Annotated in this window: 20 protein-coding genes; 9 read left to right on the forward strand and 11 right to left on the reverse strand. The window is 68.4% G+C overall.

Annotated features, from left to right (window positions below):
- Positions 1–87: 87 nt before the first annotated feature.
- The 4 genes from ABD259_RS04655 to ABD259_RS04670 form a co-directional block, all read right to left on the reverse strand.
- The gene (locus ABD259_RS04655; RefSeq protein ID WP_344107161.1) at positions 88–1,119 is read right to left on the reverse strand and encodes a C40 family peptidase; all 1,032 of its coding nucleotides are present in this window, start codon (positions 1,117–1,119) and stop codon (positions 88–90) included.
- Positions 1,120–1,645: 526 nt separating this feature from the next.
- Positions 1,646–2,650 (reverse strand): C40 family peptidase, encoded by a 1,005-nt coding sequence (locus tag ABD259_RS04660; protein ID WP_344107163.1) that lies wholly within the window; start codon positions 2,648–2,650, stop codon positions 1,646–1,648.
- Positions 2,651–3,095: 445 nt separating this feature from the next.
- Entirely contained in the window at positions 3,096–4,451 is a 1,356-nt protein-coding gene (locus ABD259_RS04665; protein ID WP_344107165.1) for an NYN domain-containing protein, read from the reverse strand.
- Complete coding sequence (locus ABD259_RS04670) at positions 4,448–4,720, reverse strand: hypothetical protein (RefSeq protein WP_344160366.1); 273 nt, start codon at positions 4,718–4,720, stop codon at positions 4,448–4,450. Before ABD259_RS04670 ends, ABD259_RS04665 begins: the two co-directional genes overlap by 4 nt.
- A gap of 253 nt (positions 4,721–4,973) precedes the next feature.
- On the opposite strand from ABD259_RS04670, the gene ABD259_RS04675 reads away from it, so the two are divergent.
- The 3 genes from ABD259_RS04675 to ABD259_RS04685 all read left to right on the forward strand — a co-directional run bounded on the left by ABD259_RS04675 (position 4,974) and on the right by ABD259_RS04685 (position 7,877).
- Complete coding sequence (locus ABD259_RS04675) at positions 4,974–6,704, forward strand: DEDD exonuclease domain-containing protein (protein WP_344107169.1); 1,731 nt, start codon at positions 4,974–4,976, stop codon at positions 6,702–6,704.
- A gap of 73 nt (positions 6,705–6,777) precedes the next feature.
- Positions 6,778–7,542: a rhomboid family intramembrane serine protease gene (locus ABD259_RS04680; protein ID WP_344107171.1), complete on the forward strand. Its 765-nt coding sequence runs from the start codon at positions 6,778–6,780 to the stop codon at positions 7,540–7,542.
- A gap of 59 nt (positions 7,543–7,601) precedes the next feature.
- Positions 7,602–7,877, forward strand: coding sequence for an Lrp/AsnC family transcriptional regulator (locus ABD259_RS04685; protein WP_344107174.1), 276 nt, complete (start codon positions 7,602–7,604; stop codon positions 7,875–7,877).
- A 99-nt stretch (positions 7,878–7,976) separates the two neighbouring features.
- On the opposite strand, the gene trpD is transcribed toward ABD259_RS04685, so the two are convergent.
- Both trpD and ABD259_RS04695 read right to left on the reverse strand, forming a co-directional pair.
- The gene (gene trpD / locus ABD259_RS04690) at positions 7,977–9,029 is read right to left on the reverse strand and encodes an anthranilate phosphoribosyltransferase (protein ID WP_344107176.1); all 1,053 of its coding nucleotides are present in this window, start codon (positions 9,027–9,029) and stop codon (positions 7,977–7,979) included.
- A gap of 356 nt (positions 9,030–9,385) precedes the next feature.
- Positions 9,386–9,832, reverse strand: coding sequence for a response regulator (locus ABD259_RS04695; RefSeq protein WP_344107178.1), 447 nt, complete (start codon positions 9,830–9,832; stop codon positions 9,386–9,388).
- Positions 9,833–10,271: 439 nt separating this feature from the next.
- On the opposite strand from ABD259_RS04695, the gene ctaE reads away from it, so the two are divergent.
- From ctaE to qcrB, 4 genes are read left to right on the forward strand one after another with little or no spacing between them, the layout of a single operon-like run.
- Complete coding sequence (ctaE, locus tag ABD259_RS04700) at positions 10,272–10,853, forward strand: aa3-type cytochrome oxidase subunit III (protein ID WP_461786984.1); 582 nt, start codon at positions 10,272–10,274, stop codon at positions 10,851–10,853.
- A 17-nt stretch (positions 10,854–10,870) separates the two neighbouring features.
- Complete coding sequence (gene qcrC, locus ABD259_RS04705) at positions 10,871–11,782, forward strand: cytochrome bc1 complex diheme cytochrome c subunit (RefSeq protein WP_344107180.1); 912 nt, start codon at positions 10,871–10,873, stop codon at positions 11,780–11,782.
- The gene (gene qcrA / locus ABD259_RS04710; RefSeq protein ID WP_344107182.1) at positions 11,775–12,890 is read left to right on the forward strand and encodes a cytochrome bc1 complex Rieske iron-sulfur subunit; all 1,116 of its coding nucleotides are present in this window, start codon (positions 11,775–11,777) and stop codon (positions 12,888–12,890) included. Before qcrC ends, qcrA begins: the two co-directional genes overlap by 8 nt.
- 3 nt (positions 12,891–12,893) lie before the next feature.
- Positions 12,894–14,549, forward strand: coding sequence for a cytochrome bc1 complex cytochrome b subunit (gene qcrB, locus ABD259_RS04715; protein ID WP_344107184.1), 1,656 nt, complete (start codon positions 12,894–12,896; stop codon positions 14,547–14,549).
- 435 nt (positions 14,550–14,984) lie between these two features.
- On the opposite strand, the gene ABD259_RS04720 is transcribed toward qcrB, so the two are convergent.
- The 4 genes from ABD259_RS04720 to ctaC all read right to left on the reverse strand — a co-directional run bounded on the left by ABD259_RS04720 (position 14,985) and on the right by ctaC (position 19,718).
- Positions 14,985–16,271, reverse strand: coding sequence for a L,D-transpeptidase (locus ABD259_RS04720; RefSeq protein WP_344107283.1), 1,287 nt, complete (start codon positions 16,269–16,271; stop codon positions 14,985–14,987).
- A gap of 289 nt (positions 16,272–16,560) precedes the next feature.
- Positions 16,561–16,986 (reverse strand): cytochrome c oxidase subunit 4, encoded by a 426-nt coding sequence (locus tag ABD259_RS04725; protein ID WP_344107186.1) that lies wholly within the window; start codon positions 16,984–16,986, stop codon positions 16,561–16,563.
- 15 nt (positions 16,987–17,001) lie between these two features.
- A complete protein-coding gene (gene ctaD / locus ABD259_RS04730) occupies positions 17,002–18,675 on the reverse strand; it encodes an aa3-type cytochrome oxidase subunit I (protein ID WP_344107188.1) in 1,674 nt (557 codons plus the stop codon).
- A complete protein-coding gene (gene ctaC / locus ABD259_RS04735) occupies positions 18,675–19,718 on the reverse strand; it encodes an aa3-type cytochrome oxidase subunit II (RefSeq protein ID WP_461786985.1) in 1,044 nt (347 codons plus the stop codon). The genes ctaD and ctaC overlap by 1 nt, the downstream gene beginning before the upstream one ends.
- A gap of 399 nt (positions 19,719–20,117) precedes the next feature.
- Here ctaC and ABD259_RS04740 point away from each other — a divergent pair, with 399 nt between their 5' ends.
- Positions 20,118–20,354 carry a sulfurtransferase TusA family protein gene (locus tag ABD259_RS04740; protein WP_344107192.1) on the forward strand — a complete coding sequence of 79 codons (237 nt, stop codon included), beginning with the start codon at positions 20,118–20,120 and terminating at the stop codon, positions 20,352–20,354.
- Between the two features lie 84 nt (positions 20,355–20,438).
- On the opposite strand, the gene rpsD is transcribed toward ABD259_RS04740, so the two are convergent.
- Positions 20,439–21,050 (reverse strand): 30S ribosomal protein S4, encoded by a 612-nt coding sequence (gene rpsD, locus ABD259_RS04745; protein WP_344107194.1) that lies wholly within the window; start codon positions 21,048–21,050, stop codon positions 20,439–20,441.
- A 75-nt stretch (positions 21,051–21,125) separates the two neighbouring features.
- Between rpsD and ABD259_RS04750 the strand changes: the two genes are divergently transcribed.
- Positions 21,126–21,905, forward strand: a complete 780-nt coding sequence (locus ABD259_RS04750; RefSeq protein WP_344107196.1) for a DUF2470 domain-containing protein — start codon at positions 21,126–21,128, stop codon at positions 21,903–21,905.
- Positions 21,906–21,958: the final 53 nt, after the last annotated feature.

Consider the following 21,958-nt stretch of genomic DNA (forward strand, 5'->3'; position numbering starts at 1 on the left):
TCGGACACGACACCGCCCGCCCAGCGACCTGGTCGCTGGGCGGGCGGTGTCGTGTCCGGCGTCCCCTCGGGCGCGCCGGAGCGGGCCTCAGGGCCGCACGGCGGCGGTGAAGTTGTTCCGGTAGTAGCTGCCCAGGGTGACCTCGGCGACGGGCTTGGACGGGTTAGAGGCGTGCACCATCTTGCCGTTGCCGACGTACATCCCGACGTGGTCGGGACCGCCGTAGAAGAAGATCAGGTCGCCCGGCTGCATGCTGTCCCAGGAGACCCGGGTTCCGGCGTTGACCTGGTCGTAGGTGGTCCGGGGGAGGTTCACCCCCGCCTGTCTCCATGCGGCCTGGACCAGGCTGGAGCAGTCCCACACGTCGGGGCCGTTGGCGCCCAGGCTGTAGGAGTCGCCGATCTGGGCGTAGATGAAGTTCAGGGCGACCCGTGCGTTGCCGGAGGCCGAGCCGTTGTAGGAGGCGCCCCCGCCACCGGAGGAACCGGACGAGGATCCGCCGCCGTTGATGCCGGCGGTGGCCTGCGCGCGCTCCTCGGCGCTCAGGTCGTCGAGAATGTCCTGCTGCTTCTCGATCTTCTTCTCGGCCTTGTTCTTGGCGTCCTCGGCTTCCTTGAGCTTCTTCTTGGCCTTCTCCTCGGTGGACTCTGCCTCGGACTCCAGGTCGTCGAGCTTGTCCCGCTGCTTGACGTACTTGTCGAGGCTCGCCTGCTGGCTCTGGGAGAGGTAGCCGAGGTCCGCCGCCTGCTGCAGGGCGTCCTCGGGGCCGTCAGCGCCCATCAGGTACGCGGGTGAGCCGTAGTCGACCCCGGTGTAGGCCGAGGTCGCCAACTTGCGCACACCGCTCTGCAGATCGTCGAGCCGCTCCTCCGCGTCGTCACGCTTGGACTCCAGGTCGTCGAGCTTCTTCTTCGCGGCGTCGTGGCTCTCCTTGGCCTGGTTGTACTCGTCGGCGAGTTCCGAGTACTCCTTTTCGAGCTTCTCGATCTTGTCCTTGACCTCGTCCGCGGTGGGGTCGGCAAAGGCGACACCGGACGAGGTCAGCAGGGCGCCGACGGCGACGAAGCCGACGACCGCCAGGTGACGGCGATACGAGCGACGTTCTTGGAGTTCATCCACGCTGGGGGCACACCTTTCTCCAGACCGCCCACCGGTACGTCCATCGGGGTTCGGGCAGGGGGCGCCCGTCAGGGCCGGACAGTGCGCCGGTCGCTGATACACCCGGGGCTCTCTCCGTCGGCGCGTCGGGATCGCGCGCCGGACCGGGGCCCTTCCGGTCTCCGCGCCCAGAGGGTGGAGGTGTGTCGTGCGCGGAATAGGGCGGAAGCCGGTCGCCGCCATCCGGATGATGGCGTGGTCTACGACCTCACTCGGCGAGGAACACTAGTGCATTCTCGATCTCCATCTCAACCGATTCGTTACCAATGAGGCCGGATTGCGGTTCGACCGTTATGCCGGTTACGTGGCTGCCGATAGGCCCCGAGAACACAAACGCCCTGGTCCCCGCGTGTGCGGGGACCAGGGCGTTAGGTTGCTCGGTGGCTGGAGGAACGTGACGATACACACCGCCGCACCCGGGCCATCGGCGGACCGAGGGCAGCGGATCACCGGACGAGGGACGGCGTCCCCCCGAGCTCGGCCGGTGCTACGGGCGGACGCCGTACATGAACTGGCCGTCCCAGTACCCGGCCAGCGGCACGACCTCGACGTTCTTCCCGGTGCGCGGTGCGTGGATCATCTTGCCGCCACCCACGTAGAGGCCGTCGTGCCCGAGGCCGCTGAAGAAGAGGATGTCGCCCGGCTGCAGCTGGTCGCGAGAGACGCGCTGCCCCGACTCGGCCTGCCCGTAGGTGGTGCGCGGCAGACTGACGCCCCCGGCGCCCCAGGAGCGCATGACGAGGCCGGAGCAGTCGTAGCTGTTCGGTCCGGCGGAGCCGTAAACGTAGGGCTTGCCGAGCTGCGCGTAGGCGAAGTCGAGCGCGGCGCGCGCGTTTCCGGTGGCACTGCCGGTGTAGCTGCCGCCGGAGTCCGAGCCGCCCTCGGACCCGGAGTCCTCGGCGTCGGGGAACTGGGCGAGGAGGTCCTTCTGCTTCTGGATCTTCTCCTCGACCTCGTCCTTCTTCTTCTTGGCGGCCTTCTGGGCCTTCTCCGCCTTGGACAGGGCGTCCTCAGCCTCGTCCTTCAGCTTGAAGAGGCGCTCGGAGGAGTCACCGAACTCATCGAGCTTGGCCTGCTGCGACTTGGACAGATAGTCGATGTCATCGCTCTGGTCGAGGAGCTCCTCGGGACTCTCGGCGGCGAGGATGGTCGTGGTGGCGTCCAGGTCGTTGGACTTGTAGGCGGCGCTGGCGAACTCGGCGACCTCATCGCGCAGCTCGTTGTACTTGTCCTCTTCGTCGCCGACTTGCTCCTTGAGTTCGTCGGCCTTCTTCTTGGCCGCCTTGTAGTCGGAGTTGGCCTTGTTGTAATCCTGGACGACCTTGTCGGCCTCCTTGTTGAGTTCGTCGAGAGTCTTCTCAACGTCCTCTTTGGAGGGCTCGGGGTCAGCGTGGGCGACCCCGGTGGGCGCGATCAGGCCACCGGCGACAACGACGCCAAGGCCGGTCGCGATCCGGCGCGCCGTCGGCCGACCACCATCTTTGTTCGCCATGGCGGTCTCTGCTCCTTCGGTTCAAGTCCGCGTACGGGGACGGGGGCTGAGGGTCGGTGTCCGCCGGCGGCTTCGCCGGGACCGGGGATCGGGGGCCTCGGTCACCGGACGTCACCCGATCGGCTCGGACGCGGCAGTACGACCGCTTCTCCCCGGGGCCGGGAGCCTCCCGCGGCGAGGCTGGGGGAAAAGCCTGGGCCGATCCGACCCTGGACAGTTCCAGACACAGCTCCGGCCTTATAGCGGGAAGCCGGTCAAGCTCCGGATAGAACCTAGCGGACCTCGGGTCTCACCTCAACCACAACAACGAAGGTGTAACGCCCCGCGCCGCAGCCCCACCGGCATCGCCCCTGCCCAAGCCCGCATCCCCCGCCCCATAACAAGCGCGTCTCGCGCCCGTCTCCGCGAACGGGGTGAGGAGACCTGTAGCACCGCGGGCTGTGTCCTAGGACTCCAGGCGCCGCAGGAGGACGGCCGATGCCACCGTGCGCGCTCCCTCACGGCGCACCGCGGTCATGATCTCCTTGTCGGACGTGACCACGGCCAGGGGCCGTCCGGCGGGCTCGGCCCGGACCAGCCGGATGATGAGCTCGTCGGCGGTCTCCCCCGGCTCGCTGAACAGCAGCCGCACCCGCCGCGTCGCGGAGAGCGCGGGCGGCGCGTCGACATCGGCGCCGTCGAACACGCAGGTGATCTCCGCCTTGGTCCGCGTCGCCAGCCCCTCCAGGGACGCGAGCAGTCGGCTGCGCTGGTCGGCCAGGGGGAGCGTGCCGTACCCCGTCTTGGTCACGTTGTAACCGTCGACGAGGAGGTGGATGCGGGGCAGGGTGAGCAGCTGGTCGATCAGGCCGGGGTCGTCGTCGGGCAGGCCCTGGCCGGGGACGCCGATGCTCCGTTCCTGCCGTTCCCCGGCGACCAGGTCACCGGGGCTCTCGATGGAGGTCGGCAGCGCGAGTTCGCGGCGCAGCCCGTGGGCGGCGTCCAGCAGCACGTCCAGCAGCACGCGCAGGCGAGCCTCGTCGGCGCTGCGCCCGGCGCGGGCCGCGCGGCGGGTGTTCTCCACCTGCGTCTCAGCCGCGGCGAGGCGGTTGCGCAACCGGCGGTTCTCCGCCTCCACGGCATTGACCTGGTTGGTCGTCGTGGAGCTGAGTTCCGCCGCCTCCGCGATCGCCTGCTCGGCCCCGGCAACGGCCTCCTTCGCGCGCTGGCGCTCCGCGTGGATCTTGCGGCGCAGGTCGGCGATGGTGGAGCGCTGCTCGCGCAGCCGCGCGCGCAGCCGGGCGAGCTCCTCGCGCTGCTCGGCCCTGCTCTCCTCCAATTGGCGACGCAGGTCCGCGATGGTCTCGGCCGCCTCGTCGGCCTCCTTGGCCGTCTCCTGGCGTTCCAGCTCGCCGTGGATGCGCTCGACGATCTCCGACCACCCCTCCGGCCGGATCAGGTAGGCGGCCGCCGCCACCGCGACCGGATCGGCGGCCGGGGGGATGACGCCCTGGCGCAGTCCCTCGGCGAGCTCCGGCCAGACCTGCTCCACCCGCGCGGCCACCTGCGACCGGAAGTCGTCGTCGCTCTCCAGCTGGGCGGCGATCTGCGGTCCGGCCAGGCGCGCGCGGCGGCGCGGTTCGAATTTCGCCACGCGGCGCAGCGCCGGAGGCTGCTGGGACATTCTCAGGCCGCCGAGCACGTCGGAGCCGTACTCGATGACCCGTGCACGGACGCTCTCCGGCAGCGGCCGACGCAGGGACTCCCCCGCCGGTCGCTCGCCCGGTTCGCCGCCGTTGTCCGGGGCGGTATCGGAACTCATGCTCGCTCCGCACCGTTTTCCGCCGCGCGGCCCGCCTCGCTCGCGGGGCGGTCCACGACCTCCACCGAGTCCACGGCATTGCACCAGCGGCAGCGCACCTGCTCGACGTTCTCAGCGAGCACCTCGCGCTCCTCGACGTCGTAGGCACCGGAGAGGTCGAAGTGCAGGTAGTCGCGCGAGCGCACGCTGCGTATCACGTCGAACCGGGTCAGGTTGCCACACTGGGCGCACCGCCAGCGCTGAGTATCGGACGGGACAGAAATACTCACGGCCTCTTCCTCCTATTCGCACTCACGGCACGACCCTAGATCCTCGCGCACGAGGAAACCGCCCGGTAACACGATGACCTCCGGCATCGCCCCGGCAACGTCTCCCCATCTGTGGCCCGCACCATCTTTCCACGTAGTGAAGGTCATGATCTTGACGGATCCGCATCGATCCAGGAGCGGACCGGACACAATCAGTCACACCAGGAGGAATCAGCCCCCGCGATCCGTCGTCCCCCGCGCTTAGGCTGACCACGTGGCAGACCAGCGGCTTTCTCTCACGGGCGCACTCGTCCAGGGCACCATCGACGACCTGGGCACGCCTCTCGCGCACACCACCTTCGTGGTCGTCGACCTGGAGACCACCGGATCCCGCTCCAACGGCGCCGGAATCACCGAGATCGGCGCCGTGAAGGTGCGCGGCGGCGAGGTGCTCGGCGAGTTCGGCACCCTGGTCAACCCCCGCGTTCCGATCCCCCCGCACATCACCCTGCTGACCGGTATCACCCAGGCCATGGTCGCCACCGCCCCGGACCTGGAGGCGGCGCTGCCCGCCTTCCTCGAATTCGCCGCGCTGGACGGCGACGCCACCGTGCTCGTCGCGCACAACGCCCCGTTCGACGTCGGGTTCCTCAAGGCCGCGTGCGCCGCCCACGGCCACGACTGGCCCCATCCGACCGTGGTCGACACCCTGCCCCTCGCCCGCCGCCTGGTCACCCGCGACGAGGTACCCAACCACAAGCTCGGCACCCTCGCCGGATTCTTCTCCGCCCACGACCAGCCCACCCACCGCGCCCTCGACGACGCCCGCGCCACCGTCGGCGTCCTCCACGGACTCCTGGAGCGCCTCGGGTCCCACGGCGTCGACACCCTGGAGGAGCTGCGGCACTTCCGCACCCCGCGCACCAGCGCCCAGCGGCGCAAGCGCCACCTCGCCGACGACGTCCCCGACGCGCCGGGCGTGTACGTCTTCACCGACGCCAAGGGCGACATGCTCTACGTCGGCAAGAGCTCGAACCTGCGGCGGCGCGTCCGCTCCTACTTCACCGCGGCCGAGACGCGCGGGCGCATCCGGGAAATGATCGCCCTCGTCGAAGGGGTCACCCCCATCGTCTGCGAGACCCCCCTGGAGGCCGAGGTCCGGGAGCTCCGCCTCATCGCCGAGCGCAAGCCCCCCTACAACCGCCGCTCCCGCAACCCCGGGCGGGCCGCCTGGCTCAAACTGACGCGGGAGGCCTATCCGCGCCTGTCGGTCGTACGTGTGATCCGCGACGACGACGCGCCCTATATCGGCCCCTTCCGCTCCTCCCGCGAGGCCGAGCTGGCCCGCGAGGCGCTGCACCACGCCATCCCCCTGCGGCAGTGCGCCCACCGCTTCTCCCCGTCCCGGCGGATCAGCGCCTGCGTACTCGCCCAGCTGGGGAAGTGCGGCGCGCCGTGCGACGGAAGCGAATCCCCGCGGGAGTACGCCGCGCACGCGGCGGCCGCCGAGGCCGCCATGACCACCGACGCAACGCCCGTCGTCGAGGCCCTGAGCGGGCACATCGCCCGCCTCTCCGTGGACCTCCGCTACGAGGAGGCCGCGCTGTTCCGCGACCGGAGGGCCGCGTTCGTCGCGGGGGCGGCGCGCGGCCAGCGCCTCGCCGCCCTAGCCGCCGTGCCCCAGCTGGTCGCCGCTCTACCGGCGGGAACGGCGTGGGAGGTGCACGTCATCAGGCACGGGCGCCTCGCCGGAAGCGGCGTGATGCGGCGCGGTGCCGACCCGCACGCCTTCGTCGAGGCGCTCATCGCCACCGCCGAGACCGTGTTCCCCGGCCCCGGCCCGAGCCCGCGGGCGACCCCCGGCGAGATGGAGCGCGTGCTGCGCTGGCTGGGCTCACCCGGCATCCGGCTGATCGACGCTGCCGCGCCGTGGACATGCCCGGTCAATGGTGCCGAAAAGCACCACGGACTGACAGACTGGCAGCGCGACACCGCCGTCGACTGAGCGCGCCGCAACGGGCGGGCGGGGCGGAGGCCGATATCGCGCGGAAGGGCGCGGGGGCAGCGTAAGGAGACCGATGGCAGGCATCCCCCTCAGTGACGACTACCGGGTCCGCCGTGTCCCCGCTGTCACCTACCTACTGATCGCCGCCAATGTCAGCGTCTACCTGCTCTCCCCGATGTCGATGCTCGCGTTCTGGTACGGCGACTCGCCCACGGCCCGGCTCTGTCCGATCGACGTCTACGTCACGCAGTGGGGTGCGATCCCGGTCGAATTGCTCAGCGGGCAGCAGCTCCCCTACCCCGGCGACTGCTCCGGCGCCGAGTACACCAAGATCCCCTGGGTCTCCGTGTTCACCGCGATGTTCCTCCACGGGGACGCCGTCCACCTGATGAGCAACATGGTGTACCTGTTCGTGTTCGGCCCCGTCGTCGAGGACCGTCTCGGCCGCCTGCGCTACCTGGGGCTCTACACGCTCACCGGGCTCATCGCGACCTACGCCTACGCGCTGGGGACGCCGGACGCCGACATGCCGCTCGTGGGCGCGTCGGGGGCGGTCTCCGGGGTCCTGGGCGCCTACCTGCTGGTGCAGCGCCGCAGCCGGATCATCTTCCTGGCCCTGTTCGTCCTCCCGCTACGGCTCCCCGGCTGGGTACTGGTCGGCACCTACTTCGTGGTTCAGTATTTTCTCTACGTCAGCGTCTCGCTGTTCCCCGGCGCCGATGGGGGCAACGTCGCGTACGCCGCGCATGTCTACGGCTTCATCGGTGGGGTGATCGGTGGGCTGCTGATCCACCGCATACGCTGGCGTGCGGGCACGCGTCTGTCGGACGTGTACTGATCGGACGTGTACCGAGCACCGCCGGCGGCCGTGCCGCACATCTGCCAGGAGGAGACCCAGTGATCACCGCGATCGTCATGATCAAGGCCGACGTGGACCGCATCCCGGAGGTTGCCGAGGCGATCGCCGAGATCGACGGTGTCAGCGAGGTGTACTCCGTGACCGGCGGCATCGACCTGATCGCCATCGTCCGCGTCCGCAAGCACGAGGAGCTCGCCGAGGTCATCCCCGGCCGGGTGAACAAGATCCCCGGGGTGCGTTCCTCCGACACGCACATCGCGTTCCACGCCTACTCCCAGCACGATTTGGAGTCCGCGTTCTCGCTGGGGCTGTGAGAAGCCACCCCGGCGCGGGCGGCAGCGCACGCGACGGCGGTCCCGCGATCACCGGGGTGATCGCGGGGCCGCCGTCGTCGTCGCTGGAAACCGGTGCGCCTACATGCCCTTGGCGTAGGCCTGGCTGACCTCGACCCACCGGTCGAGCAGCGTCGCCGCCGCACCGCTGTCGATCGCCTCGGCCGCCCGGTCGTACCCGGACCGCAGCGCGCCGACAAGCGATCCGCTGAGACCGTCGACGGCCGTGATCGCCGCGGCGGCGTTGAGGAGTACGGCGTCGCGGACCGGGCCGTGGCGCCCCGCGATCGTCTCGCGCACCACGCGCGTGTTGAACTCCACGTCGCCCCCGCGCAGCGCGTCGGGCTCCGCGCGCAGGATGCCGAGGTCCGTCGGGTCCAGGGTCTCCCGGTGCACCTCACCGTCGCGGACCGCCCACACGCCCGAGGTGGTCGTGGTGGTCAGTTCGTCCAGGCCGTCGTCGCCGCGGAAGACCAGCGCGCTCGCCCCGCGGCGGGCGAACACCCCGGCCACGGTCGCGCACATGCTCTCGTCGAAGACGCCGATGGCCCCGGCCGTCGGGCGGGCCGGGTTGGTCAGCGGTCCGAGGAAGTTGAACACCGTCGGGACCGCGAGCTCACGTCGAGGCTTGGCGGCGTACCGCAGCGAGGGGTGGAACAGCGGGGCGAAGCAGAAGGTGATCCCGGCCTCGTCGGCCACCCGCGCGGTGGCCTCCGGCGGGAGATCGATCACCACGCCGAGCCGCTCCAGCACATCGGCGGTGCCGCACGAGGAGGACGCCGCCCGGTTGCCGTGCTTGACCACCTTCGCCCCCGCGGCGGCGGCCACGATGGCCGCCATCGTGGAGACGTTCACGGTGTGCGCCCGGTCGCCGCCCGTACCGACGATGTCCACGGTGCGGCCCGGGACCGAAATCTGCACGGCGTTGTCCAGCATCCCGCCCGCGAGTCCGGTGACCTCCTCGACGGTGGCGCCCTTGGCGCGCAGCGCGATGGCGAATCCGGCGATCTGGGAGTCGGTCGCCGACCCCGCCATGATCTCGTTCATCGCCCACTCCGTCTCCTCAGCGGAGAGGGAGTCGCCCTCCAGCAGGGCGGTGATCAGATCGGACCAGGTTCGCTCACGCGTACGCACGGGGCGTCCTCCAGGTTCTGGGTCACAAAAGGGGTACGGACATCGGTCGGTCTCACCGGGACGAGACCGAGGGAAGGGATCAGCTGTTCAGCGCAGCCATCGCCATCGCGCGATGTCGGCCCCGTGGTGCGAGGCACCGTTGAAGAACCGGAGTGAGGTGCCGCCGTTCGAGTCATCGGCGGCGACGGAGTGCACCATCGAAGCGGCTTTCCGTGGATGGACCAGCGAGTCTGCGGACCGGGTCGCCCACGAGAGCGGGGCGCCGGCGTGCCGGGGTCCGACGTCGGGCCCCGGGGGTCAGACACCAAGCCTACCTACTGACGTCCTCGCGGCCCTGAAGGCCCGGGACACCCGGGCTAACGGCCCTGGTGGGCGGTGAGCCGGGAGGCGCGCTCCCGCATCAGCTCGGCCAGCGACTCCGCCAGCGCCACCGGGTCGATCGGGTGGCTGACGGCCTTGTCCGCGCGCGACCACGCCGCCAGCCACCCGTCGTCGCGGCGGCCGATGAGCACCAGAACCGGCGGGGACTGGTAGATCTCGTCCTTGATCTGGCGGCACAGCCCCATGCCGCCGACGGGGGCGGCCTCGCCGTCGAGGATCGCGACATCGATGCCGCTGTCCTCCAGATGCTTGAGGGCGACGGGGGACGTGGCGCACTCGATGATCTCGACCTTGGGGACATCGGCGGCCGGACGGCGGCCGATGGCCAGTCGGACCTGCTCGCGGGCGCTGGCGTCGCTGCTGTAGACGAGGATCCGCATCTTCGGGCCGTGCTCCGCGGTGTCGCGGTTGTCGTTCGCCATGCTCAACCGTCCCTATCGACCGTGTGGATGGATTACGCCACCACGGCCGAGCCTATGTGCCTTGAGACCTTCGACACGACAGGATGCCACCCGCGCCACCCCGCGAGCCATGCCCATGACCCGACCGAGCGACATGACGATATCGATTCGATACCTTCTTTTCCCCGCAATCGGTCCACGAACGCGCAGCTCAGAGCCGCGAATCCCGCTCGCTGCGGGGCAACCGGCGTGCGGCCGAGGCCCCCGCCGCGCCCTCCTCCGCACGCCACAGCAGATAACAGGAAGGTCGCGGAGCGACGGCGTCGCCCCGCACAGGCCGGTACCGTTGTCGGCGCCGATCACACGGGTTACGGGGGGTCGTGCACCAGCTCGCGCGAGATGCCGTAATAATGCTGACGTGGCGACAGCAACCGCGAACCAAACAACAGGACCGACACCAGTGCATGGTGCGGCTAAGCGACCTGACCTGGTGAGCGTTGGCACCATCGTGTGGTTGGCCAACGAGCTCATGTTCTTCGCAGCGCTGTTCGCGATGTACTTCACCATCCGATCGGTGACCAAGGGCAACCCCGACCTGGGGGACTGGCCGGCCGTTCATCTGAACGTCGGCTACGCCCTCGTCTTCACTGTCATTCTGGTGGCCTCCAGCTTCACCGCACAGGCCGGCGTCTGGGCCGCCGAACGCGGTGACGTCCGGAAGCTCCGTATGTGGTTCTTCATCTCGTTCCTCATGGGCCTGGTCTTCGTACTCGGCCAGGCGAACGAGTACCGAGAGCTCGTCCACGAGGGACTGACCCTGCAGTCCAGCGCCTACGGCTCGATGTTCTACCTCACCACGGGTTTCCACGGTCTCCACGTGATCGGTGGGCTGATCGCGTTCCTGCTCATGCTGGGACGCACGTACGCCGCGAAGCGCTTCACCCACCAGCAGGCCACGAGCGCGATCGTTGTGTCTTACTACTGGCACTTCGTCGATGTGGTCTGGGTCGCTTTGTTCGCAACCATCTACTTCATTCAGTAACCCGAATCGGGGAAACCGTGAAATGGATTACCGCGCGGCGACGGCATCCCCTTGCGGGGTATGCCGTCGTCATACTCGCGCTAGGCCTCTTCGGTCTGGGATACGCCTTTGTGGCGCCCACCGGCACCGACAGGGCCGAGGCGCAGACACTTGCCGCCGACAAGGCTGACAACGGTCAGCCTGACGCTCAGCGGGGCAAGGAGATCTTCAACAAGAGCTGTGCGAGCTGCCACGGCCTGACCGGCGGTGGCAGCGCCAACGCCCCGGACATCACCGACGCCGGTGCGGCCGCGATCGACTTCCAGGTGAGCACCGGGCGCATGCCGTCGATGAACCCGGACGCGCAGATGCCCCGGAAGCCCCAGGCCCTCACCGACGAGGAGCTGCGGGACCTCATCGCCTACTACGAGGCCGAGATCGGCGACGGCCCGCAGATCCCGACGGATGTCCCGGGCAGCGCCCCGCAGCGCTCCGACTTCTCCGACGAGGCGTCCTACGAGGCGGCCAAGGAGTCCTACGAGCAGGCCTACGAGAAGTACATCTCGGGGGGCAAGGACACCGAAGCGGGCATGAAGCTCTACCTGACCAACTGTGCGCACTGCCACAGCTGGTCCGGCGGCGGCGGCGCGCTCACCGGCGGCAAGTACGCCCCCGAGATCCACGACGCCTCGCCGCGTCAGATCTATGAGGCCATGCTCACCGGGCCCGGGCAGATGCCCGTGTTCAACGACACGACCGTCACCCCGACCGAGAAGCAGGACCTGATCGCCTACGTGAAGGACCTGCAGGCCGAGCCGAACGCGGGCGGCATCTTCGACCTTGACCGCATCGGCCAGGTCGCCGAAGGCTTCATCGGCTGGACCGTCGGTCTCACCCTGATCGTCGCCTGCGCGATCTGGATCACCGCGAAGCAGCGAGCCCATGACTGATAACAACACCAACCCCGAGAACGAGGCGGGTGCCGACGACCGCGTCATCGGCACCCCTTCGGACGCCTCCGGCGACACGATCGTCGCCGGCGCGGCGGATCCGCACCGGGAGCACGCCGGGCCCTATCCCGCCGAGGAGACGCACAAGCACTCCGAGGAGGAGCAGCGGAGGGGCGAGAAGGTCGCCTCGCTGTGGTTCGTCATCGCGTTCCTCGCCGGCATCGGCTTCCTCGTGGCCTACTTCGTCTGGGCGCCCAACGCCGCGGGCGAGCCGGCCATCGCCGACCCGCAGATCGGCCAGTACTCGAACATGGCTCTGGGCGGCACGCTCGCCCTCGCCCTGTTCGGTATCGGCGCCGGTATGACGGTGTGGGCGCGCCGCGTGATGCCGCACTACGAGGTGTCCTCGCCCTACGACGAGCTGCCTTCGCCTCCGGAGGAGAAGAAGTCGTTCAACGAGTTCTTCATGAAGAGCGCCGACGAGAGCGGGTTCCTCAAGCGCCCGCTGATGCGCCGCACCCTGCTGCTGGCGATGGCGCCGCTGGGGCTCGCCCCGATCGTCATGCTGCGCGACACCGGACCGCTTCCCGGCGACAAGCTGCACTCGACCCTGTGGGAAAAGGGCATGCACATGGTCGTCGAGGGCACCGACCGCAAGATCAAGGTCGAGGACCTCGACGTGCCCGGCGGCATGATCACCGCGCTGCCCTACGTCGAGCACAGCGAGGAGAACCCGCACGGGATCAGCCTCAACGACAAGGCGAAGGCCGTCGTCCTGCTCATCAAGATGCCGGAGGACGCCTGGGGCCCCGACATGTCGGAGCAGCAGCTCAACTGGACGCAGGACGGGATCATCGCGTACTCCAAGATCTGCACGCACGTCGGCTGCCCGGCGGCGCTGTACGAACAGGGGACGCACCGCATCCTCTGCCCGTGCCACCAGTCGACGTTCGATGCCGCCAACGGCGCCAAGGTCGTCTTCGGCCCCGCCCACCGGCCCCTGCCGCAGCTGCCGCTCACCGTGGACAGCGAGGGCTACCTGGTGGCGGACGGAGACTTCCCCGAGGCCGTCGGCCCGACGTTCTGGGACGCGGAGAAGGAGGCTTAGTCGATGAGCACGACCCCAGAGGCGCCCAAGGCGCTGCGGAACATCGGCAACTTCATCGATGACCGCTTCCACCTGTCCAAGACCGGCGAGAAGAACCTGCGCAAGGTCTTCCCGAACCACTGGTCTTTCATGCTGGGCGAGATCGCCCTGTACTCGTTCATCATCCTGATCATCACCGGTGTGTTCCTGACGCTCTGGTTCAAGCCGAGCATGGCGGAGATCGTCTACAACGGCTCCTACGACCGCCTCAACGGCGTCGAGATGAGCGAGGCCTACGCGTCCACGCTGCACATCGACTTCGATGTGCGCGGCGGGTTCCTGGTCCGGCAGATCCACCACTGGGCGGCGCTGATCTTCGTCGCCTCGCTGGTGATCCACATGCTGCGGGTGTTCTTCACCGGCGCGTTCCGCAAGCCGCGCGAGATCAACTGGCTGATCGGTGTGGCGATCTTCGCCCTGGCGATGGTCGAGGGCCTCTTCGGCTACTCGCTCCCGGACGACCTGCCCTCGGGCATGGGTGTCCGCATTCTGCAGGGCGTGATGCTGGCGCTGCCGCTGATCGGCAGCTACGTCAGCATGTTCCTCTTCGGCGGGGAGTTCCCCGGCGAGGTGATCATCACGCGGCTGTACATGCTGCACATCCTGCTGATCCCGGGGATCCTGCTGGCGCTGATCGTGGCGCACTTCATGATCCTCTGGCACCAGAAGCACACGCAGTACCCCGGCACGGGGCGGTCGGAGAAGAAGGTCGTCGGTACGCCGATGTTCCCCGGGTTCGCCGTCAAGGCGGGCGGGTTCTTCTTCTTCGTCTTCGCCGTCATCACCGGGCTCAGCGCGTTCGTGCAGATCAACCCGATCCACCTGTTCGGCCCCTTCACGCCGACGTCCATCACCTCCGGGCTGCAGCCCGACTGGTACATGGGCTTCATGGAGGGTTCGCTGCGGATCTTCCCGAACTGGTTCGACTTCGACATCTTCGGGTACGCGGTCCCGATCGGCGTGCTGGTCCCGGGCCTGGTGATTCCGGGGCTGATCTTCGGCGGCCTGGCGGTGTGGCCGTTCGTCGAGCAGTGGATCAGCGGCGACAAGCGCCACCACAACGTGGCCGACCGCCCGCGCAACGCGCCGGTCCGCACCGGCCTGGGCGTCGCCGGGATCGTCTTCTACGGCCTGCTGTGGCTCGCCGGTTCGAACGACATCCTCTCGGAGACGTTCTCGATCAGCCTGTACGCGACGACCTGGTTCTTCCGGATCTTCATCATCCTCGGGCCGATCATCGGGTTCATCGTGACCAAGCGCATCTGCCTGGGCCTGCAGCGCCAGGACCGGGAGACGCTGGAGCACGGCTACGAGAGCGGCACCATCCAGCAGCTGCCCAGCGGTGAGTTCATCGAGGTCCACAAGGAGTCCTCGGAGGACACCGTGCACGTGCTGCAGAGCAAGGCCCCGGTCGAGCGCATCGACGTCGAGGCCGTGGACGAGCACGGTGTCGAGGCCCCGGAAGCCCGCGGCGCCAAGGGCCGGCTGCGCTCCGCCCTCGCCCGTTGGTACACGAAGGACAACATCTCCTTCGAGGGCGTCGAACCGCACAGCGGCCACCACCTCCACCACGGCTCGCACGAAGCCGAGGAAGAGGCGACGGCCGGATCGTCCTCCTGAGCCTGAAACGCACGCTCACGGGCGAGACAGCAGGCCCGGCCCCCAAAATCGGGGGCCGGGCCTTCGTCGTTCTGTGGGACACCTGGAGCCTGTGGGACGGTAGGGCGTGGGAGAGGGGCCGAATGAGGTCGAGGAGTCGGCCTTGTGCGCGGTTTGGGCGGCCCGACGCCGCCGATGTGCGCCCCCGCACCCCCGGCGCCGGACAGCGCTCCCTGTGCCCCACGGGCCCACGCGACCCGCCCGGAAGACGACCGCGGCGCCCCAGCCCCTTCCGCCCTCCCGGCCGCTTTTCACCCCAGGGCACCGCACGGACCGAAGCCGGCACGGCCGCCCGGCAGCCCCCCGGCCCCTTCTCCCCCACCCCGCACACGAGTGAGGGCCGCTCAGAACACGAAGGAGTGTGCTCCGAGCGGCCCTCAGCTGCGTTGTGCGGCGTTAGGCGGCGCCACCGTGCACGTTGCCCGGGGTGCCCTTGCCGTCGGTCGTGTCGGCCTTGCCCGTGACGCTGTTGTCCAGCCACTCGTCCCAGGAGCGCTGCCAGAAGCCCCAGCCGTTGTCGACCGCGAGCTCACGGTCGGTGCCGTTGACCTGCAGGATGTCGCCCATGAGCGAGTTCTCGTAGTACCACTTGGCGTCGGACACGCTCATGTTCGGGCAGCCGTGGCTCAGGTTGGCCTGGCCGAGCTGGCTGTTCCAGGGGGCGGCGTGGGTAAACTCGCCGCTGTCGGAGAACCGGACGGCGTAATCGACGTCCAGCTTGTAGCCTTCGGGGCTGTCCACCGGGACGCCGACGGTGGAGGAGTCCATGACCAGCCGGTCGTACTTCTCCATCACCACGTGCGTGCCGCTGGTCGTGGTGTACTTCTCCGTGGTGGCCTTGCCCATGCTGATCGGGAAGGTCTTGATCTTCTTCCCCTCGCGCTCGACCGTCATCGTGTAGTCATCGTTCTCGATGGTGCTGACCTGCTTGCGGCCCACCGTGAATTCGAGGCGGTGGTTCTCCACGCCATAGGCGCCCTCGGAGGCCTCCGTGCCCGCCAGGTGCATGTCGACGCTGACCTTCTGGTTCGGCTTCCAGTACTCCTTGGGGCGGAACACCGCCTCCTTGTCGCCGAACCAGTTCCAGGCGCCCTCGACCGGCTTCTCCGAGGTGACCTCGATGGAGTTCTCGACCTGCTCCTTGTTCTCCACGGGCAGGTCGAAGTTGACGACGATCGGCATCCCCACGCCGACCTCCTGGCCGCTGGTGGGGAAGTTGGACTTGAGTTCCAGCCGCTTGCCCGGGGTGGCCTCCAGCGTCGTGAACTCGCTGACGACCTCGGTCTCCTCGCCGGCCGCGTTCTCGGCGACGGCGGTCACGGTGACGTTGGACCCCGGGATGAGATTCCAGTCACTGACCCACTCGGTCTTGTCCTTGTTGAGTGTGCCGGTGACCTTGTCGACCTCGTCCCGGCCGTCGCCGCTGCCCTCCGCAGTGTCGCCGTCGGCGGGGTTCTGCGCGTCGGCCTCGGTTCCCCCCGACTGCTCGACCTGCACGTCGGTGAGGGTCCCCCCATCAGCGGACACCGTCACGGGGAGGTTCGGGCGCACCTTGGTGGCGCCGTCCTCGGGACTGATCTCGATCTTGACCTCGTTCCCGCTGGCCTCGGCGCCCGTGGTGTTGGTGTCGCTACCACCAGAGCCCGTGCATGCGGCGGTGAAGGCAAGGGTCAGACCGGCCATTCCGGCGCCGAGCCGACGGTACACCGTCGGTACTGTGCTGCCCTTCACGCGAGCGACCTCCTGCGTCCTGCTCTACCTGCGGAACCCGTCCTCCCCTTGGACGCCGGGGTGAGCAGGAAAGTTCCACATCGTTGACAACAGCGGCCAAAAGGGGGGAGATACCGAAGATCAGGTACGGGCCGCCCCAAAAGAATACCCCGGCTGGTCGGTGGGTTCATCGGAACCCACCGACCGGCCGGGGATCACGAGCGCGGTCGCCTCGCCGGGCGCCTGCCCGGCGGGGAGGGACTCAGTGCTGGAACTCGCCGCGGTAGTACTCGAAGACCCAACCGATGGCGGTCAGGATAATGGCGAACACGCCGATGAAGACCATCCACCAGCCGATCGCCACGCCCACCGCGGTGAACGAGACCGACATGGCCACGAACAGCGGCCACCAGCTGTGCGGGCTGAAGAACCCGTACTCGCCGGCGTTCTCCGCGATCTCACCGTCGAGGCGCTCTTCCGGGGGCAGCCCGTGGAAGCTCTCGCTGCGTCGGGCGGCCTGCCACAGCCAGAAGCCGATCATCCACCCGAACCCGATGGCGACGACCAGGGCGACCGTGCCGGTCCACTCGATCTGGCCCTCGGCCACCCAGGCCCAGTAGGCGTAGAGCGCCGCGCACAGGCCGAAGAAGGTGGAGACGCCCATGAACAGGTAGGCCTGCATCTTCATGATGAACGCACCCTCTTACTTCGTGGTCGCCGGTTCCGGGTGCGCGCCCGGAGCGGCAGCGTGCGGATGGTGGAGGTCGAACGCGGGGCGCTCGGACCGGATCCGCGGCAGCGACGTGAAGTTGTGTCGCGGCGGCGGGCAGGAGGTGGCCCACTCCAGCGAGCAGCCGTACTCCCACGGGTCGTCGACCTCGACCGTCTTCGGGTTCTTGTGGGTGATCCACATGTTCCAGAAGAAGATCAGGGTCGATGCTCCCAGGACGAACGAGCTGACCGAGGAGATCTGGTTCAGCACGGTGAAGCCGTCAGTGGGCAGGTAGTCGGCGTAGCGGCGCGGGAAGCCTTCGGCGCCCAGCCAGTGCTGCACCAGGAAGGTGCCGTGGAACCCGAAGAACAGCACCCAGAAGTGGGCCTTGCCGAGACGCTCGTTCAACATCTTCCCGGTGAACTTCGGCCACCAGAAGTAGAAGCCGGCGAACATCGCGAAGACCACGGTTCCGAAGACCACGTAGTGGAAGTGGGCCACGACGAAGTAGCTGTCGGTGACGTGGAAGTCGATCGGCGGCGAGGCCAGGAGCACACCGGTGAGACCACCGAAGAGGAATGTCACCAGGAAGCCGATGACGAACAGCATCGGGGTGGCCATGACGATCTGGCCGCGCCACATGGTGCCGATCCAGTTGAAGAACTTCACACCGGTCGGGACCGCGATCAGGAAGGTCATGAACGAGAAGAACGGCAGCAGCACCGCGCCGGTCGGGAACATGTGGTGCGCCCAGACCGTGACGGACAGGCCCGCGATGGCGATGGTCGCGCCGACGAGGCTCTTGTAGCCGAAGATCGGCTTGCGGCTGAACACCGGCAGGATCTCGGTCGCGATACCGAAGAACGGCAGCGCGATGATGTACACCTCGGGGTGGCCGAAGAACCAGAACAGGTGCTGCCAGAGGATGGCGCCACCGTGCTCGGGGTCGAACACGTGGGTGCCGATCATGCGGTCGGCGCCGAGTGCGACCAGGGCCGCGGTCAGGACCGGGAAGGCGATCAGCACGAGCACGCTGGTCAGCATGGCGTTCCAGGAGAAGATCGACATCCGGAACATCGTCATGCCCGGCGCGCGCATGCACAGGCCGGTGGTGATGAAGTTGACCGCCGCGAGGATGGTGCCCAGACCGCTGACGGCCAGGCCCAGGATCCACAGGTCACCGCCGAGGCCCGGCGAGCGGACCGCGTCGGAGAGCGGGGTGTAGGCGAACCAGCCGAAGCTCGCCGCACCGCCCGGGGTGAGGAACCCGCCGACGACGATGAGGCCGCCGAACAGGAACAGGTAGTACCCGAAGATGTTCATCCTCGGGAACGCCACGTCGGGGGCGCCGATCTGCAGCGGCATGATGATGTTGGCGAACCCGACGAACAGCGGGGTCGCGAACAGCAGCAGCATGATCGTGCCATGCATGGTGAAGAGCTGGTTGAACTCTTCCTTCGTCACGACCTGCAGGCCCGGCAGGAACAGCTCGGCGCGGATGATCAGCGCCAGGATCCCGCCGAACAGAAAGAACGCGAACGAAGTGATCAGGTACATGTACCCGATCGTCTTGTGGTCGGTCGACGTCATCCAGCTGACGATCATCGACCCCTTGCGTGTCGGCCGGGGTCCGGCCTCGACGCTCGTCTCGGTTGCCGTCGTCATTAGTGGCCCGCCTCCTCGGCCGCGGCGTCGGCCGTGTCCTGCTCGTCAGCGCCGTGGGCCGTCTCGGGCTTGTCGGCGTCCTCGGCCTGCTCGGGCTTGTCGCCGTCCTTCGCCGTCTCGGCCTTCTCGTCGCGAGCCTCGGCGCTGTTCTCAGCGCCCTCCGCGGTGGCGGCCCCCGTGTCGGAGGCCTTCTCCGCGAGCTGCTCGGACTTCGCCTCAGCGGCCTGCTTCTGCTCGGCCGCCCACTTCTCGTAGTCCTGGGGCTCCATGACCTCAAGGTTGAAGAGCATGCCCGCGTGCTCGACACCGCACAGCTCGGCGCAGCGGCCGGCGTAGGTGCCCGCGGTGCCCTCCTTGACCTTGACCTGGAACTCGTTGTCCCGGTTCGGGATGACGTCCATCTTGAAGGCGAACGCGGGGATCCAGAAGGAGTGGATCACGTCGGGCGAGGTGAGGTCGAAGTGCACGACGGCGCCCTCGGGGAGCCGCAGGGTGGGGACCTCCTGCGGGGTACCGACGACCGCGAACTCGGTGGCCGGCTCGGCCTTGGGGTCGTCGGCCGCCTCCTGCGCCTCTTCCTTGGACTGGTCCAGGTAGTTGAACTGCCAGCTCCACTGGAATCCCACGACCTCGACGTTGACGTCGGCGGGCTTGTCGGTCTCCAGCAGGTAGGCCTGGTCGCGCGCGGTGAAGTAGAAGAGGACCGCGATAACGACGATCGGCAGAACGGTGTAGAGCGCCTCGATGGGCATGTTGTAGCGCACCTGCGGCGGCAGCTGCTCGGAGCGCTTGCGGTGGAAGATGATCGACCAGATGATCAGCCCCCACACGAGAATGCCGACCGCGAACGCCGCCACCCACGAGCCCTGCCAGAGCGCGAGAACGGTCTCTGCCTGCTCGGTGATCGGCTCCGGCACACCCAAACGAGTGAACTCGTTCGACGCGCAGCCGGTCGCGGCAATACCCAACGCGGCGAGCGCGGCGCCACGTGGTGCCCATCGGCGCAACGCGGAGCGCCGATTCCTATGGCGGGTCGGACTCACGGATTGCCTTCCCAGCGGTGAATGCCCGCGCGGCGTGCGCGGGCGTAGTTATATCCGAAGCTTGTCAAAGGGCAACATTATCGCGAATCGCCTGGTGATCCGCTCATGGGCGAACCCTGCCAGCGTGTTGCTGCACACCCTTTGCGGCGGGGCGGTGACGGGCACCATCCGGCCGCGTGGGCGCGGTGCGCCGGGCCGGTTCACCAGCGGTTCGCGTCCATCGCCCTGCCCGGTCTTCGGGGCTGCTCAGGGACACCGCCGGGGTGTCCGAAAGTCGGCCCAGGAGAGCGGGCTAAGGCGAGGGTATCGCTGCATTTACGGCACCCTTAACCGGGTGCCGCTTTACGCTCCGCATGGGTCAAGATTGGGATACGAACCCGCTACGCGAGGAGTACATAGGTGTCGGACCACCCCTTGGTCACCGTCGAAGCGACCGGCCGCAAATGCCCGATTCCGATCATCATGCTCGCGGGCCGTATCCGCGAGGTCCCGATCGGTGCTGTCATCGCTGTCACAGCCGATGATCCGGCCGCAACGACGGACATCCCGGCGTGGTGCCGGATGAAGATGCACGAGTTCGTGGCCGAAGTCCCATTGGAGCGAGGAAGCGCCTACCACATCCGGCGGATGTACTGAGCGGGCCGCGCAGAACTCGGGCACACCACAAAGCAGGGCCGCGCGGCCGGAATCCGGCGGCGCGACCCTGCTGGCACCAGAGGACTAGCGGGCGTAGTACTCGACGACGAGCTGCTCGTCGAAGGGAACCGGGGCCTGCTCGCGCTTCGGACGGTCGACGACCGCGACGCGCAGGTCCTTGTGGCTCACCGCGAGGAAGCCGGCGATCTTGTCGTCGGCGTGGATCCCCTCAGCGGCCTCCACGAACGGCACCATGTTGCGGGACTTCTCCCGAACGCTGATCACCTGGCCGGGCTTGACCTGGTACGACGGGATGTCGACCTTCTTGCCGTCCACGGTGATGTGGCCGTGGTTGATGTACTGCCGAGCGGCGTAGATCGACGGCGCGAAGCCGGCCCGCAGCAGCACCGTCATGAGACGGAGCTCCAGTTCGGTGACCATTTCCTCACCGGTACGGCCCGGGCGCTTCTTGGCGCTCTCGTAGACGCGCAGAAGCTGCTTCTCCGACAGGTCGTAGTACCAGCGCATCTTCTGCTTCTCCGCCTGGCGGACGGCGAAGTCGCTGGTGTTGCGACGAACGCGACGACCGTGCTCACCCGGGGGGTACGGCCGCTTCTCGAAGTAGCTGACCGCCTTACGGGTCAGCGGGGTGCCCGCGCGCCGGGACAACCGCACCTTAGGTCCGGTGTAGCGCATGAAGGTCCTCCGTTATTTGAGTCACTTGAAAAAACGGGAATCCTAGGTAAGGCTTGCCTAAGTCTAGGAGGTGTCATGCGACAGCCCAGCCCGTCCGCGATCGAACGGGTCCGTTCCCTCGCCGCCACGGCGACCCCCACCACGGCGGTGTTGGCAAACAATCCCGACACGCGTTTCAGCGTGCGCGGGGCGGTAGACCATGCCGGTCGCGCGGTGCTCTGGGCCGAAGTCGGCCACCCGCTGCACGAGGCACTCCGGGCGTCTCAGCACGAGCACGCCGATCTCACGATCGGCGTCGGACTCTCCGCGCTGCGGCATGTGGGTCGCACACCTACTGTACGCGCTCGGCTGTGGTGCGACGGCCACGTTTCGATCGTCCCCGCAGGCGAGCGCCGCGACGCCGCCCTCGCGGTGTGGGACGGGTGTCCCGACGAGGAGCTACTCGCCGCAGTGGACCATGATCCCATGCCGGACGCGCCGCTGCTCGCCCGCGTGCAGCCGACGGCGGTGATGTACCACACCTACGACGCCTCCGGGCTCATCGACGGCCCGTCCTACATGGCTGTGCGCCCCGATCCGATCACCGGCGCGGCCGAGCGGATCCTGCGCCACGTCAACGATTGCCACCGGGACGAGCTGAGCGCCTCGCTGCGCCACCTGCCCGGGGCTCCGGACGGAGCGGCCTGGCTCTGGGAGCTGGACGCGCACGGCGTGACGCTGTGGGTCAACCCCGTGCACGGTGGTCACCCCGCGCTGATCCGGGTGCCGTGGAGCAGCCGGGTCACGCGGCCCTGCCAGCTGGAGCGCGCGCTGTTCGACCTCATGTCGCGGCACGAGAGCACGGCTCACCCCTGAGACGCGGTCGCCTCCGCGCTGCCCGCGGGCAGCGCGGAGGCGACCGGTTCCCG

Source organism: Nocardiopsis rhodophaea (assembly GCF_039530945.1).
In the GTDB taxonomy this organism is placed as follows: Bacteria; Actinomycetota; Actinomycetes; order Streptosporangiales; family Streptosporangiaceae; genus Nocardiopsis_C; species Nocardiopsis_C rhodophaea.